The organism is Providencia sp. PROV255, assembly GCF_028478065.1.
Taxonomy (GTDB): domain Bacteria; phylum Pseudomonadota; class Gammaproteobacteria; order Enterobacterales; family Enterobacteriaceae; genus Providencia; species Providencia rettgeri.
On sequence record NZ_JAMPMI010000025.1, the window covers coordinates 30,287 to 45,886 of the forward strand.

Here is a 15,600-nt window from a genome sequence, read left to right on the forward strand (position 1 = left end):
ATGGACAATCAAGAACCTATTCGCCCTAACCCTGATGAACTCTTGGTCAAAGCCAATGAAATTGGGCGTGGCAAATTAAAGATTTTTTTCGGTGCCTGTGCTGGTGTTGGAAAAACGTATGCCATGCTGCAAGAAGCACAGAGACTCAGAGCTCAAGGGCTAGATGTGCTGATTGGCGTAGTAGAAACCCATGAAAGAGAAGAAACGGCCGCGCTACTTGACGGCCTTTCTCTGTTGCCACCTAGGCGCATAACTCATCACGGTCGCCGCCTAAATGGTTTCGATATTGACGCAGCAATTGCTAGGCATCCAGCCATAATTTTAATGGATGAATTAGCATTTAGTAACCCCCATGGCAGCCGCCACCCTAAACGTTGGCAAGATGTCGAAGAACTCCTTGATGCCGGAATTGACGTACTGACAACCATCAACGTTCAACACATTGAAAGCCTGAATGACATCGTGGGAAGTATTACAGGTATTCGCGTACGTGAAACAGTTCCAGATCATATTTTTGATGCAGCTGATGAGGTGGTATTAGTTGATCTTCCTCCTGACGACCTACGACAACGCCTTAAAGAAGGCAAAGTGTATATACCGGGGCAAGCCGAACGCGCTATTGAGCATTTTTTCCGCAAAGGAAACTTAATTGCACTGCGTGAGCTGGCTCTTCGGCGTACTGCTGACCGGGTTGATGACCAGATGCGTGAATTTCGTGATGGTAAAGGCCAAGCCCCCGTATGGCACACTCGCGATGGGCTCTTGCTATGCATTGGCCATAATACCGGAAATGAAAAATTAGTCCGTACTGCCGCACGACTTGCTGCAAAATTCGGTAGTGTCTGGCATGCTGTTTATGTTGAAACTCCCTCACTTCATCAGCTACCTGAAACCCAGCGTAGAGCTATCTTAAAAGCGTTGCGTCTTGCTCAAGACTTAGGTGCAGAAACAGCAACTTTATCCGACCCTTCGGAAGAAAAAGCGATATTACGTTATGCCCGAGAACATAATTTAGGGAAGATATTGATTGGTCGGCGTAATAAAGTAAACAAATGGTTTAAGCTCAATTTACGTCCCGGTTTTGCCGATCGTCTTGGTAAGCTCGGCCCTGATCTGGATTTAGTGATCGTCGCACTTGAAGAGAAAAGTGAGTGGGACAAAGAACCAGAAAGAAAGCCGTTCTCTGAAAAATGGCGATCGGATATGAATGGCTATTTAATGGCTATTGTGATGTGTGCTGCTATCACCTTATTTTCGCGCACCTTTTTATTGGCCCTCGATAAAGCCAACCTCGTGACACTCTATCTATTAGGTGTCGTGTTAATCGCATTATTTTATGGCCGACGCCCCTCTGTCTTCGCCGCTCTGGTCAACGTGATCAGTTTTGACCTGTTCTTTGTTCAACCCCATTTCTCCCTTGCTATCATGGATATGCAATATTTAGTCACGTTTACAGTGATGCTAATTGTGGGGGTTGTTGTGGGGAATTTAACTGCAGGTATGCGCTACCAAGCTCGTATCGCTCGGTATCGAGAGCAGCGAACACGTCACCTATATGAAATGACAAAAGAATTAGGACAAGCTATCACGACTGATGATATTGGGAGAACTGGGTACCATTTCCTTAATAATGCATTTCAAGCCAAAAGCTGCTTACTGCTCCCCGATGAAAACGACCAGTTATCACCATTAAAATGTGAAGGCCACAGTGAAATGCTGATTGATAAAGCCATTGCTAAATGGTGTTTTGATAAGCGGCAACCCGCCGGTGCTGGTACGGATACACTACCAAGCGTTCCCTATCAATTGCAACCTATCACCACTGCCGATCAAACCCTTGCCGTTCTTGCCATTGAACCAAGAAACATGCGCCAGTTATTGATCCCAGAACAGCAACGCATGCTGCAAACCTTTACAGGACTGATTGCGAGTGCTTTTGCACGTCTGCAGCTGACAAAACAAGCTGAATCAGCCAAATTAGATATTGAACGAGAACAACTAAGAAACTCCTTACTTGCCGCACTGTCTCATGACCTAAAAACACCGCTCACCGTTTTATTCGGCCAAACCGAAATCTTAATGTTGAATTTGTCTGCGGAAAAATCACCACTAACAGAACAAGTGAACCAAATGCGCCAGCAAGTACTTAGCACTTCGCGCTTGGTGAATAATTTACTGGATATGGCTCGCTTACAATCTGGCAGTATTCAGCCCAATTTAGCGTGGGAATCACTGCAAGAAATTACCAGTAGTGCTGTTAGAACCTTAGATTACACCTTACACAGCCATCCTTTAGAAATTGATATTCCAGCAGACTTACTACTTTATTGTGATGCTAACTTGATTGAACGGGTGCTAATCAACCTATTAGAAAATGCCGTAAAATACAGTCATGACGATACCCCGATTGGTATTCGAGCTACAGTTGAAGGGCAAAAAATTCATATTGAAATATGGGATGCCAGCAATGCGATTCCAAACGGACAAGAAAAAACCATTTTTGATAAATTTTCTCGGGCGCAAAAAGAGTCCGCAATTCCAGGAGTTGGCTTAGGGCTCGCCATTTGTCGTGCTATTATTCAGTTACATGAAGGCGAAATTTGGGCGCAAAATAATAATAAAGGTGGAGCGAGTTTCCATTTTGTCTTACCTTTAAAGCAACTACCTGATATCGAAGTAGAAACATAAAAGGATTAACAATATTGTGAGTACTAGCCATCAAATTCTGGTTGTTGAAGATGAAAAAGAAATCCGCCGCTTTGTTCGTTTAGCGCTGGAAGGTGAAGGCTGGAAGGTATTTGAGGCGGAAAATTACCAACGCGGCCTCATTGAATCCGGTACGCGACAACCTGATTTGTTAATTTTAGACCTTGGCTTACCCGATGGTGATGGGCTTGATTTAATTCGTGATCTACGTCAGTGGAGTAGTATTCCGATTATTGTTTTATCCGCTCGTGAAGAAGAATCACAAAAAGTGGCAGCATTGGATGCAGGTGCTGATGATTACCTCACAAAACCCTTCGGAATTAGTGAGTTACTGGCTCGAGTTAGAGTGGCTTTACGGCGCTTCGGCAAAGCCACTCAAGAAAACTCAAAATGCCAGTTTGGGGATATTACCATCGACTTTATTAATCGTGTCGTGACCAAACAAAATGAAGAACTTCATCTAACCCCGATTGAATTTCGTTTACTCAGTGAACTCGTGGCTAACAGCGGTAAAGTATTAACTCAGAGGCACTTATTACTGCAAGTCTGGGGGCCTAATTATGTGGAACATAATCATTACTTACGCATCTACATGGGCCATCTACGGCAAAAATTAGAAAATGATCCAGCACGCCCTATTCACTTATTAACCGAAACAGGAATTGGTTATCGGTTTATGCCTTAACAGATGACCATTTATTGAATTCTAGGAATCTTACCGATAGTTTAAATTAAAAGACTGCTTATAATTTACTCACCTTTTTTCTATGGAGAGAAATTCGTGCAATCACTCACAGCCCAACTATCAAACCGTTTTTCATCTGCTTTAGTCCTTTTTTTAAGTGTTTTTGTGACTACTCAAGCCCTTGCGTTAAGCCCTGAAGAAAAAATGCGTACTGAATCATTATTAGCTGAGCTTGGTAAACAACAAAACCTTACTTTTACACGTAATGGCACTGAATATTCTGCCGCTGACGCAGAGTCTCATTTGCGATTAAAACTGCGTAAAACAGAAAAACGTCTCAAAACTGTAGAACAATTTATTGATAACGTAGCTTCAAAATCGTCCATTACTGGCGAAGAGTATCAAGTTAAAGATGCGCAAGGTAATGTGACTTCCGCGAATGAATATCTGCATGAATTATTAAAAGAAAAAGTGGATAGCAAATCCAAATAGGTTCTTCAGATTTTGTAGGCTTTGTAGATTACTATAAAAAACGCTGACATTTATTTGTCAGCGTTTTTTGTGCTAATACTCGATCTGGCCCCTAAATAATTTGTACCACAGGTAGGCGGCAAATTAAGTTATCCCGTGAGCATACATAAGTATGTGACTCGAGTAACTTAATGAAGCCAACACCCCTGTGGTGCAAAGTATGACGGGGACATCAAATTAAGAATTTTCGAGTTTCGCCCAAGTATCACGCAACCCCACAGTCCGGTTAAAGACTAAATGTTCTGCACTACTTAACTTGTTATCCGCACAGAAATAGCCTTCGCGTTCAAACTGATACGCTTTTTCTGCCACGGCATTTTTCAGGCTCGGCTCAACAAAACCTTGACGAATAACCAGTGAATCTGGATTGATAACCGATAAGAAATCGTCTTCTGCACCTGGGTTTGGCACAGTGAATAAACGGTCATACAGACGAATTTCTGCAGGTAATGCGTGAGCGACACTTACCCAATGAATAACGCCTTTCACTTTACGGCCATCTGCTGGGTCTTTATTTAATGTGCCTGCATCATAAGTACAGTAGATGGTTGTGATGTTACCATCTGCGTCTTTTTCAACACGCTCTGCTTTAATAATGTATGCATTACGCAAACGAACTTCTTTGCCTAATACTAAACGCTTATATTGGCGGTTCGCTTCCTCACGGAAATCTGCACGGTCGATATAAATTTCATTGCTAAATGGCACTTGGCGCGTTCCCATCTCCGGTTTATTTGGATGGTTTGGCGCTGTTAAAATCTCTTCACCCGCTGGCATGTTTTCAATCACTACACGAACTGGGTCAATAACCGCCATAGCACGTGGTGCTGACTCATTCAGATCATCACGAATACAGGACTCTAAAGAGGCCATTTCAACGTTGTTGTCTTGTTTTGTCACACCAATACGTTGGCAAAATTCACGGATAGAGGCTGCAGTATAACCACGACGGCGTAAGCCTGATATGGTTAACATACGAGGGTCATCCCAACCATGCACGTGTTTTTCAGTGACTAATTGGTTTAATTTACGCTTAGACATCACCGTGTATTCCAAATTCAGACGAGAAAACTCGTACTGACGTGGATGGCAATCAATGGTGATATTGTCTAATACCCAATCATATAAACGACGGTTGTCTTGGAATTCTAAGGTACATAAAGAGTGTGTAATACCTTCTAATGCATCAGAAATACAATGCGTGAAGTCATACATTGGGTAAATGCACCATTTATTGCCAGATTGGTGATGTTCCGCAAATTTAATGCGATATAAAACCGGGTCGCGCATCACCATAAATGGGGATGCCATATCGATTTTCGCACGTAAACACGCTTTTCCTTCTTCGAAGCCACCCGCACGCATTTTTTCGAATAATGCTAAGTTATCTTCAATAAGGCGCTCACGGTATGGGCTATTTTTACCCGGCTCTTTCAATGTTCCACGATATTCGCGAATTTGATCTGGGCTGAGCTCGTCAACGTAAGCTAAGCCTTTTTTGATCAGCTCAATTGCATATTGATACAAGGTATCAAAGTAGTCAGAGGAATAGCGAACATTACCGCTCCACTCAAAACCAAGCCATTTAACGTCTTCTTGAATCGAGTTAACGTATTCGACATCTTCTTTTACAGGGTTGGTATCATCAAAACGTAAATTACATTGGCCTTGATAATCCTTGGCAATGCCAAAATTCAAGCAGATTGATTTCGCATGACCAATATGTAAATAGCCATTCGGTTCAGGTGGAAAACGCGTATGCACTGACGTGTGTTTTCCGGTCGCCAGATCTTCATCTATGATCTGACGGATAAAATTTGTTGGGCGAGCATCTGCCTCATTCATTGTCATCATTCCTCAATGCCAAAAGCGCGCTAAAAGCGTGTAGTAACTAAATATATTCTACCATAATCAATCAGGAAACAACCGTTTGATTGCGCCAAGTGCGGCAAAAGCGATGATCAGAAGGAATTTAGGACAAAAACCTCATTTTTGCCTACCGAAATACGCGATTTTAAACCAGTAACATAACAGCTAAAACCACGAGTAACAGTAGTGGATAACTTTGGGCATGACGTTTATCGCTAAGGTAAGGCATTAATAAAGAAGCAAAACGTATCCCTAGCCACGATGTCACAATTAAAATTAATGCCCCTTTGATATAGATCATCCCCAGAAAGCCCGATCCGAGGTCAATGTGTTTATCAATAGCGAAATAAAAATAGGTTAATGTACCCGTGATCGCCATTGGTAATGTCAATGGATTCGCAAAGGCAGCGGCTTGGATCATACTGGCACCACGGCGCCGCATTAATGGAACAGTCATCACACTGCCACCAACACCTAAAAATGCCGCTACCGCGCCAATCACCACACCAATCGGAGTATCTGCAAAAATACCACCACGAGAGAGTTGTATCCCCGTAGATTCTGTCTTCATAAAACCGGGACGAATAAAACAATCTAAAATAGTGATGATGAGATAGCCAATAAATATCCAACGAATTAATGCATTATCTACCGATAACGCCACAATCGCCCCAAATATCCCCCCCACTGAAATAGGGATAATAAGTGGCTTTATAATTGGCCAGCTGAGATTTCCTTTTAAATAATGAGCGCGACTTGATAATGTTGATGAAAAAATCATCACGCAAGTGGATGTTGCCACCGCGATTTGCATCGCCACAGTTCCTGCATCGCTTTGTGGCCCCCATACTAAGGTAATTAGCGCATATAACAGTGGAACGGTGATAAAGCCGCCACCAAAACCAAATAGTGCGGTGGTGATCCCCGAAATAAAGCCAAATAAGCACAGAAGCAGTTCCACAGAAAATTCCTCATCAGTCATTGAGAAAATATCTTATCGATGAAAAAAGCCCCTTGCTTATGCAGATTTGACAACCTTGTTTGAGATTTCGCCAATGTTATTAATAAATGCAATTTTTTAATACGAAAAATAGAGTGTTTTTACACTCTATTTTTAACGTATTATTCATAACTACCTTTCATACTAGTCATAAAATAAAATTTTGGTAAATTAACCAATCGCATCTTTCTCTTTCTGATTTCCTCTATGTTTTTTTAAGTACGCTTCTATTTTCTTTTCTACTTTATCATTACATTCTTTTACCCAGATACGGTTATTAGAGTTTTGTTGCTTACATTTATCACCTTCATTTGATATTTTAAGTAAATCAACATATGTATCAAAATTCTTGAGGTAATATGCATCTTGCCCCTTTGGGTTATCTCTTGCGGCCATTTCTAAATAGTATTTAGCTTTATTAAAGTCCTGAGGGATCCCGCCGAGTCCATGTAAATAAATCGTCGAAAGATTTTTTCCTGCTACAATTACCTTATTACCATGAAGGTGGTAAGCTCGTTCATAATATGAAATTGCTTCTGGCATATTTACTTCCCCCCCATTACCATGCTGATAGTTTACCCCTGTAAATAACAGAGCTAACCCATTGTTAGAATTAATTTTTAATACTCTCTTCAAAAAGAAATTTGCCAGTGCACACTCTTCTTTTGCAGCTTTCACATTATGTAAATGCTTAAAATCGGTGCAACCAATTCTGAAAAAAGAAAATAAGGCATAATTATCATCTTCATTATTATTTTTTAATGCCCGATGATATAACTCAAGCACTTGCTGTTGGTTTGCAGGATAAGAAACTTTTTTAGGTAGGTCTGGGTCATAACGTAGTTCTGTTTCATTATACCCAATGGTATATAGACGATCTCTTACAGTTGGAATTAAAGGAGGATTTGTATTCCCTCCCCAAGTTGGAGTCCCGATAATGAACGCTCCTATAACGATAGACCATGAAAGCAACCTCACGAGATTTTTCCTAAATCATTGGTAAAGAGTGAAGTTGCATGAGGATAGCTTGTTATGGTGTCTGCAATTAAAAAGATACAGTCATCATTTGAGGGGAATGAAAAACCAACCATATTATCAATAAGTTGATTAAAATTTTGTTGTAAATTAATCGTATTCGCTCGCTGGTGAAATAATACATCAACGACTTCAGTTTGCTTATTATTATCCCAACTTACCTTAGCCATTAATTTATGGAAATTACCATTCTCATCATAAAAATTGAGCTCATTTGCATTCAACTCAATTGCGTTAATGCCCATATTACTTAAATTTGTTAATTCATGGAATTGACTAATACCATCCGAATTTTTATCTTGCCAGACTTTTAACTCCAACCAAAACTTATCACTTGAATTAATAATTCTATCAGTATTACTGTCCAATTCAGATAAAGCAGAAAAGCCATCTTTCAGTCGTGTATTACTAATCTGTAGGCTATTGTTACCAAACAATTCGTTACCTGAATTAATCATGCCATCTTTATTTTTATCCCACACCAGTAATCCATCATCTGGGTGTACCCAGCCTGTTCGCGACTTAATTGCATTTCCTTTAAAATCGAATTCAACGCCAAAACTATCTACTAAAGTTTGTACACCATTACCACCTAAATCAATTACTAATGGTGTTTCGTAATCATCAGCCAAATTGTCTAAATTCTCATAAGCATCATCAGGCCAAAAGGGGATATTAATACCTTGCATGCCTGCTTTTTCTAGCTCTGACTGAACAAATTTACCGCACGTTTTTTCCCCAGTTAAACTAAATGGATTATAATTCGGAGGCTGCGTTTTTCCTGTTTTATAATCATGCATAGCCGTATATAGATTATTGAAATGACTAAAAAACTGTTGATTATTTGATGTTATCGTCAATGTGGAAGCACTTTTATAACGAACATGATCATTAAAAGACAAATTATCTTTTGATGACCCCCAATCTTCTCCTGGACTAAGTCCCATGCTAATTTGTTCATAATTATGTGTCACAGGATTAATGCCTCGAATACTAATATAGGTATGTCCCCATTGTGATGTATTCCCCGTGTCTTCTCCTAACTGATTGTAAATTGGACTACCTTTAGGCGCCACATGAATGGTTATGCTGGGTGGTCCTATCTGCATCGGGTCATGACCTGCGCCTAAGTTTCTATGAATATTCATATCTTCTAGTTTATGGATCTGTAGGTGCTTTATTGACTCTGTCATAATACATATTCCTTATGTTATTACTTTGAATAAATCCCTAATATTTCTACAGATTTTTACCTTTATTTTAAATAAATAAATTATTTACCAATTATTTTATATACCCCCCATTTTTATGGGTAAATATTAACCTGCATAAAAAAAGCAAATTAAATGATTTACTAATAATTTATAAATATAAATAATTACCATTCTTCTCGATAATCGAATGAAACTTGATAATCATATTTATTAAATTTAAATTTATGTTTTATATGCTTTTGAAGATTAGAGGCCCAATCAGAAAGCACATCAAAACAACCATTATTAATAATGTTTTCTTCAGGGTTAATAGTTTTTTCTATAATGCTACCATCATCCCCTAAGTCAAGAGAATACTCTTCACCAACATATTCTTCTGTTTGTTTATCAAACCAAACCAGATGAATTTTTAATCCCATTTTTTCTCCTTATAGATACTTTGTTATATTGCTTTTAGGCGCTTTTATTTTAATTACTCTCGTATTTCAGCCTCTCCACAAAGCTAACAATTAATTATATTTTCTTTATACACTGGACTCAATTGATAGTGATTATCATTATTTGTTATGCCCTATATGATTATCTTTTTCTTATTTAAGCTGCATAAACAAAGAGGGTGGCCTAAGCCACCCTCTTACTCACTTATAATATTAAACTGAATTATTTCAGAACATTATAAATAACGGTTTCACCTGCTTTCACGTCACCTTCAACTAAAATTTCGACGCCAGAAAAATCATCGATATTGCTGATGATAACAGGGCTAATCATTGATTTAGCATTGGCTTCAAGGAACGCGAGGTCTAAGTTCAGGATTGGTGTGCCAGCGGTTACTTCGGCACCTTCTTCCACTAAACGTGCGCAACCTTCGCCTTTCAGTGCAACCGTATCGATCCCCATATGAACAATGAGTTCAACACCGTTTTCTGTTTCAAGGCAGAATGCGTGGTTAGTTTCGAAAATTTTCACCACCGTACCTGACGCCGGCGCTAACACTTCGCTGCTTGTTGGTTTGATGGCAATACCATCGCCCACAATGCGGCTAGAAAACGCTTCATCTGGCACATCATCAAGGGAGAACACTTGACCACTGACTGGCGCAACCAGAGATAAAATCACATTACCTTTTGTTTTCGCAGGCTCTGCGGCTTTTTTCTCTTCTGCTGCTGCAACTGGTGCAGAACCGGCAATAGGGCCTTTTGCAATTACTTCAGTCATTGCTTTTGCGACCAATTCAGCACGTGTACCGACAATCACTTGCACATTTTGTTTGCTTAAGCGGATAACACCTGAAGCGCCTAAACGTTTAGTCATCGCATCGTTAACAACTGCTGAATCTTTAACGCCTAAACGTAAACGTGTAATACAAGCATCAATACTGACGATGTTATCACTACCACCAACCGCTGCAACATATTGGCGAGCTTCTTTTTGAATATCGCTGTCACTGTTATCGGCAGGGCTAATGCTTTCGTCATAACCATCAATCGTTTCATCACCTGCGCTCTCTTCACGGCCTGGTGTTAACAGGTTGAATTTACGGATCATGAAACGGAAAATGACATAGTAAATGCAGAAGAAGACTAAGCCTTGAACAATCAACATATACCACTGAACGGCTAATGGGTTACGTGATTGCAATAACATATCGACTAAACCTGCGCTGAAACCGAACCCTGAAATCCATTCCATTGTTGCTGCGATATAAACCGAAATACCCGTTAACAATGCGTGGACTACGTACAGAATTGGCGCCACGAACATGAATGAGAATTCAAGTGGTTCAGTGATACCGGTGAAGAATGCCGCAAACGCACCAGCAATCATAATACCAGCCACTTTGGCTTTATTTTCCGGGCGAGCACAGTGGTAAATCGCTAATGCCGCACCAGGTAAACCAAACATCATGATTGGGAAGAAGCCTGCTTGATAGCGACCAGTGATACCTACCGTTGCCAAGCCGGCATCAATTGACTTAGCGCCGCCTAAGAAGTTCGGAATATCATTGATCCCAGCAACGTCAAACCAGAACACAGAGTTAAGTGCGTGGTGTAGACCAACAGGAATTAATAAACGGTTGAAGAAGGCATAAATACCCGCTCCCACAGAACCTAAATCTTTAATGCTTTCACCGAAAGAAACCAAACCATTATATACCACCGGCCAAACATACATCAGAATGAAGGCTAAGATGATCATTAAGAATGATGTCAAAATCGGCACGAGGCGACGACCGCTAAAGAAAGACAACGCTTTTGGTAGCTCTACGCCACTGTAGCGGTTGTACAATTCAGCAGACAATACCCCAACTAAGATACCCACGAATTGGTTATTTATTTTACCGAATGCCGCAGGAACGCTTTCCAACGGAACATTCATGATCATGGAATAAGATGCCGGCGAACACAGTGTTGTCACGACTAAAAAGCCAACAAAACCGGTCAGCGCAGCCGCACCGTCCTTATCTTTTGACATTCCATAAGCAACACCAATAGCAAACAGTACGGACATATTATCAATAATAGCCGCACCCGATTTTATCAGTAACGCTGCGATTGCACTATTGGCTCCCCAACCATCTGGGTCAATCCAATAGCCAATCCCCATCAGGATTGCTGCGGCTGGTAGTACAGCAACTGGCACCATAAGTGCCCTACCAATCCGCTGTAAGTAGCTAAGAATATTCACAAACTCCCCCTTTATCGCCCTATTTTTGCCCCATTTACGGGATCTTATTGTTCACACACCTAAATCATAATTTAGGTTATTGAGAGTATCAATTTCATAGTCTAAATTAATTGTTTCGCGATGCAAAATAAATAGGTTCGATTTGTGATAAATGTCAACGAAAGAGTTACTGATATGACTAAATTACTAGCTATTATCGAAAACTTATTTTATGATTAAAAATAACTTATTTGTACTATTAACCTGTATATTCTCAGCACACTTGAATGCATGTCCTGAAACAAAAATAGCATGTCAACCAAGTGATAATGCACAATAAATTTGAAGTATAACGAGTATTCCTATATCTAATGAATAACATCAGGGATACATATATACATGAAAGATTTCACAGACTTATTAGAGGTAATTGAGACATGAGGCTAATTCCACTTAATAATGCGCATGATGTTGGCATTTGGTCCGCACAGTATATCGCTGACAAAATCAACGCATTCAACCCTACTGCTGATCGCCCTTTCGTTCTTGGGTTACCAACAGGCGGTACCCCTCTTGCCACTTATAAAGCACTGATTGCTTTATATAACGCAGGAAAAGTTAGTTTTAAGCATGTGGTAACATTTAATATGGATGAATATATTGGTATTCCAGCTAATCATCCTCAAAGCTATCACACATTTATGCATGAAAATTTCTTTAACCACATCGACATTCAAGCGCAAAATATTAATTTACTGAATGGTAATGCCCCAGATGTTGATGCGGAATGCCAACGTTATGAAGATAAAATTAAATCTTACGGCAAAATTAATTTATTTATGGGCGGCGTAGGTAACGACGGTCACATTGCTTTTAATGAACCCGGTTCTTCATTGAACTCACGCACCCGCATTAAAACATTGACACCAGAAACGCGCCAAGCTAACTCACGTTTCTTTGATAATGATATCAATCAAGTACCAAAATTTGCTTTAACTGTCGGTGTCGCCACATTAATGGATGCTGAAGAGTTAATGGTACTTGCAACGGGTGCGAATAAAGCGAACGCAGTTCATGCCGCAGTTGAAGGTTCAATTAACCATATGTGGACAGTGAGCTGCGTGCAAATGCACCCAAAAGCACTGGTCGTCTGTGATGAACCCGCAACACTCGAATTAAAAGTTAAAACGCTTAAATATTTCAAACAGCTAGAATCTGAAATTATTGAAAAGTTTAACTAAGATTATATTTATCAATCACCCGATCAGCGAAGGCTGATCGGTGACCCACTTTCCAGAGGTCAGGAGTTTTAAGCCATGTATGCATTAACAAATTGCATTATTTATACAGGTCATGAAAGACTGGATAACCATGCGGTCGTCATTGATGGTGAAATCATCAAAGATGTTTGTCCTGTCTCTGAATTACCTTCCCATATTCCACAACATGACCTACAAGGTGCGACGTTATCTGCAGGGTTTATTGACCTGCAAGTCAACGGCTGTGGTGGTGTCCAATTCAATGATAATAAAGAAAATGTCACATTAAAGAATTTGGATATCATGCAAAAAGCCAATGAGCGTACAGGATGTACCAGTTACCTGCCAACGCTGATTACCTGCTCTGACGAATTGATGAAGCATGGTATTGAGGTCATGACTGAGTACTTAAAAGACCACAAGAACCAAGCTCTCGGGCTCCATTTAGAAGGCCCATATATTAATGTTATTAAAAAAGGCACACATAACCCTGAATTTATCCGCCAACCATCCGCGCAGATGATTGATTATTTAGCTGCTCATGCAGACTCCATCACTAAAATCACTTTAGCGCCTGAAATGGTTGAACTTGATTACATTCATCAATTGAAAGATTCCGGCATTGTTATTTCTGCTGGGCATTCAAATGCAACGTATGAAGAGGCTAAACAGGGCTTTAAAGCCGGAATTCGCTTTTCAACGCATCTTTTCAACGCCATGCCATATATTTCAGGCCGTGGCCCCGGTTTAGTTGGTGCTATTTATGACACTCCTGAAGTGTATGCAGGAATTATTGCTGATGGCTTACATGTTCAGTGGGCAAATATCCGTAATAGTAAGCACTTAAAAGGTGATAAATTAATTTTAGTGACTGATGCCACAGCGCCGGCAGGAATAGATCCTCAAACTGGTGAAATGGATCATTTTATCTTCGCGGGTAAAACCATATACTACCGCGATGGATTATGTGTAGATGAAAATGGCACACTCAGCGGCTCGTCACTCACCATGATAGAAGCAGTGAGAAACAGTGTAGAGTACGTGGGTATTCCATTAGATGAAACACTGAGAATGGCAACGCTCTACCCCGCAAGAGCCATTGGAGTTGATGAGACTTTAGGGTCTATTGCTCCGGGTAAAATTGCGAATTTAACCGCGTTTAACCACGACTTCGACGTCCTTGCAACCTATGTTAACGGAGCAGAAGTCTACAAAAAATGAGTAACTAGCTAATGAATCAAAGCCACTCGCTGAAGCAAATTGGTAATATTGATCTCGTCAAACAACTAAATAGCGCTGTCGTCTATAGTTTAATTGACCAACATGGCCCGATATCAAGAATTCAAATCGCGGAGCAAAGCCAACTTGCCCCAGCCAGTGTGACTAAAATCACTCGCCAGTTACTCGAACGTGGTTTAATTAAAGAAGTTGACCAACAGGCCTCTACTGGAGGCCGTCGTGCCATATCTATTGTTTCTGAACACAAAAATTTTCACACGATTGGCGTCCGCTTAGGGCGCTATGATGCCACCATCGCCTTATACGACTTAGGTGGCAAAATGATTGTCGATGCCCATTACCCTATCACAGAGCCTTCTCAGCAAGCCGTAGAACAAAAGTTGATTGCCGCTCTTGATGATTTTATTGAGCACAATCACAAGCGCTTAAAAGAGCTGATTGCGATTTCTATTATTCTCCCTGGGTTAGTTAACCCAAATAGTGGGATTGTTTACTACATGCCACATATCAAGGTCGACAATTGGCATCTCATCGACAATTTACAAGCACACTTTAAAATTACCTGTTATGCAGGGCATGATATTCGCAGCCTAGCCCTCGCTGAGAGCTATTTTGGTGCTACTCGTGATTGCGAAGACTCTCTACTAGTTCGCATCCACAGAGGCGCAGGGGCGGGTTTAGTCATCAATAAAGAGATATTACTCAACCATCGAGGTAACCTCGGGGAAATTGGGCATATTCAAGTTGACCCTCTTGGCGAACTTTGCCATTGCGGTAATTTTGGTTGTTTAGAAACCATTGCCTCAAACCAAGCGATTGAAGCCCGCGTAAAACAGCGTTTAGAACAAGGCTATTCGAGCTCCCTTACATTGGAAACTTGTACGATTTCCCATATTTGCCAAGCCGCTAATAAGGGAGATCCACTTGCTACGGAAGTTATCCAGCACGTTGGCCGGCAAATCGGTAAAGCGATAGCTATCTCTATAAACTTATTTAACCCTGAAAAAGTCGTTATTGCAGGCGATATCACGGAAGCAGAACAAATTCTGTTACCCGCAATTCAAAGCTGCATTGATACACAAGCCTTAAAAGGATTTAGGGAAAATCTTCCCATCGTCACATCGCAGCTAGTTCATAACTCGGCAATAGGCGCTTTCGCACTCACTAAACGCGCGATGCTCAATGGTGAATTATTACAAAAACTGTTTGAAAGCTAATTTTTGGCGTGTTTTTTTAAAGCAGGTTGAGATACCTGCTTTTTTATTGTCTATAAACTGAACGCTGCATTCCATACATCACTTTTAGCATACTCCCCATTCCTCCGTTTTGTTCCCCCACACAAATTTTTTAGCTCTTTCGCTGTTTTATTTCACACCATAACCAAATTACATTTAT

The 15,600-nt window shown here is 40.5% G+C and carries 12 protein-coding genes; 6 read left to right on the plus strand and 6 right to left on the minus strand.

The features are described 5' to 3' along the window. From kdpD to PR725_RS19745, 3 genes are all read left to right on the plus strand, one after another. Entirely contained in the window at nucleotides 1-2,688 is a 2,688-nt protein-coding gene (gene kdpD / locus PR725_RS19735; RefSeq protein ID WP_198641775.1) for a two-component system sensor histidine kinase KdpD, read from the plus strand. Between the two features lie 16 nt (nucleotides 2,689-2,704). Continuing rightward, nucleotides 2,705-3,391 carry a two-component system response regulator KdpE gene (gene kdpE, locus PR725_RS19740; RefSeq protein ID WP_004909034.1) on the plus strand — a complete coding sequence of 229 codons (687 nt, stop codon included), beginning with the start codon at nucleotides 2,705-2,707 and terminating at the stop codon, nucleotides 3,389-3,391. A gap of 96 nt (nucleotides 3,392-3,487) precedes the next feature. Continuing rightward, on the plus strand, nucleotides 3,488-3,883 hold the full coding sequence (locus PR725_RS19745; protein ID WP_109912835.1) for a DUF5329 family protein: 396 nt from the start codon (nucleotides 3,488-3,490) through the stop codon (nucleotides 3,881-3,883). A gap of 216 nt (nucleotides 3,884-4,099) precedes the next feature. Here the strand turns inward: PR725_RS19745 and glnS are convergent, their stop codons facing one another. From glnS to nagE, 6 genes are all read right to left on the minus strand, one after another. After that, nucleotides 4,100-5,767, minus strand: coding sequence for a glutamine--tRNA ligase (glnS, locus tag PR725_RS19750; RefSeq protein ID WP_004909016.1), 1,668 nt, complete (start codon nucleotides 5,765-5,767; stop codon nucleotides 4,100-4,102). Nucleotides 5,768-5,936: 169 nt separating this feature from the next. Then, a complete protein-coding gene (locus tag PR725_RS19755) occupies nucleotides 5,937-6,752 on the minus strand; it encodes a sulfite exporter TauE/SafE family protein (protein WP_272570185.1) in 816 nt (271 codons plus the stop codon). A gap of 210 nt (nucleotides 6,753-6,962) precedes the next feature. Continuing rightward, a complete protein-coding gene (locus PR725_RS19760; protein WP_241254165.1) occupies nucleotides 6,963-7,769 on the minus strand; it encodes a sel1 repeat family protein in 807 nt (268 codons plus the stop codon). Further along, nucleotides 7,766-9,019, minus strand: a complete 1,254-nt coding sequence (locus PR725_RS19765) for a hypothetical protein (protein ID WP_164529086.1) — start codon at nucleotides 9,017-9,019, stop codon at nucleotides 7,766-7,768. Before PR725_RS19765 ends, PR725_RS19760 begins: the two co-directional genes overlap by 4 nt. Nucleotides 9,020-9,204: 185 nt before the next feature. Further along, nucleotides 9,205-9,459, minus strand: a complete 255-nt coding sequence (locus PR725_RS19770) for a colicin E3-like toxin immunity protein (protein ID WP_004909005.1) — start codon at nucleotides 9,457-9,459, stop codon at nucleotides 9,205-9,207. 241 nt (nucleotides 9,460-9,700) lie between these two features. Next, the gene (gene nagE / locus PR725_RS19775; RefSeq protein WP_110731782.1) at nucleotides 9,701-11,728 is read right to left on the minus strand and encodes an N-acetylglucosamine-specific PTS transporter subunit IIBC; all 2,028 of its coding nucleotides are present in this window, start codon (nucleotides 11,726-11,728) and stop codon (nucleotides 9,701-9,703) included. 416 nt (nucleotides 11,729-12,144) lie between these two features. Between nagE and nagB the strand changes: the two genes are divergently transcribed. The 3 genes from nagB to nagC all read left to right on the plus strand — a co-directional run bounded on the left by nagB (nucleotide 12,145) and on the right by nagC (nucleotide 15,422). Then, nucleotides 12,145-12,948, plus strand: coding sequence for a glucosamine-6-phosphate deaminase (nagB, locus tag PR725_RS19780; protein ID WP_004909001.1), 804 nt, complete (start codon nucleotides 12,145-12,147; stop codon nucleotides 12,946-12,948). Nucleotides 12,949-13,023: 75 nt separating this feature from the next. Beyond that, nucleotides 13,024-14,187, plus strand: a complete 1,164-nt coding sequence (gene nagA, locus PR725_RS19785; RefSeq protein WP_123382157.1) for an N-acetylglucosamine-6-phosphate deacetylase — start codon at nucleotides 13,024-13,026, stop codon at nucleotides 14,185-14,187. Nucleotides 14,188-14,198: 11 nt separating this feature from the next. Next, nucleotides 14,199-15,422: a DNA-binding transcriptional regulator NagC gene (gene nagC, locus PR725_RS19790; RefSeq protein ID WP_109912837.1), complete on the plus strand. Its 1,224-nt coding sequence runs from the start codon at nucleotides 14,199-14,201 to the stop codon at nucleotides 15,420-15,422. Nucleotides 15,423-15,600 lie beyond the last annotated feature (178 nt).

What these genes read in the sequence shown, in the direction of transcription:
- kdpD (WP_198641775.1), top strand. Translation starts at nt 1, where the DNA reads ATGGACAATCAAGAACCTATTCGCCCTAACCCTGATGAACTCTTGGTC.
- nagC (WP_109912837.1), top strand. Translation starts at nt 14,199, where the DNA reads ATGAATCAAAGCCACTCGCTGAAGCAAATTGGTAATATTGATCTCGTC.
- nagB (WP_004909001.1), top strand. Translation starts at nt 12,145, where the DNA reads ATGAGGCTAATTCCACTTAATAATGCGCATGATGTTGGCATTTGGTCC.
- glnS (WP_004909016.1), bottom strand. Translation starts at nt 5,767, where the DNA reads ATGAATGAGGCAGATGCTCGCCCAACAAATTTTATCCGTCAGATCATA.
- PR725_RS19765 (WP_164529086.1), bottom strand. Translation starts at nt 9,019, where the DNA reads ATGACAGAGTCAATAAAGCACCTACAGATCCATAAACTAGAAGATATG.
- nagA (WP_123382157.1), top strand. Translation starts at nt 13,024, where the DNA reads ATGTATGCATTAACAAATTGCATTATTTATACAGGTCATGAAAGACTG.
- PR725_RS19770 (WP_004909005.1), bottom strand. Translation starts at nt 9,459, where the DNA reads ATGGGATTAAAAATTCATCTGGTTTGGTTTGATAAACAAACAGAAGAA.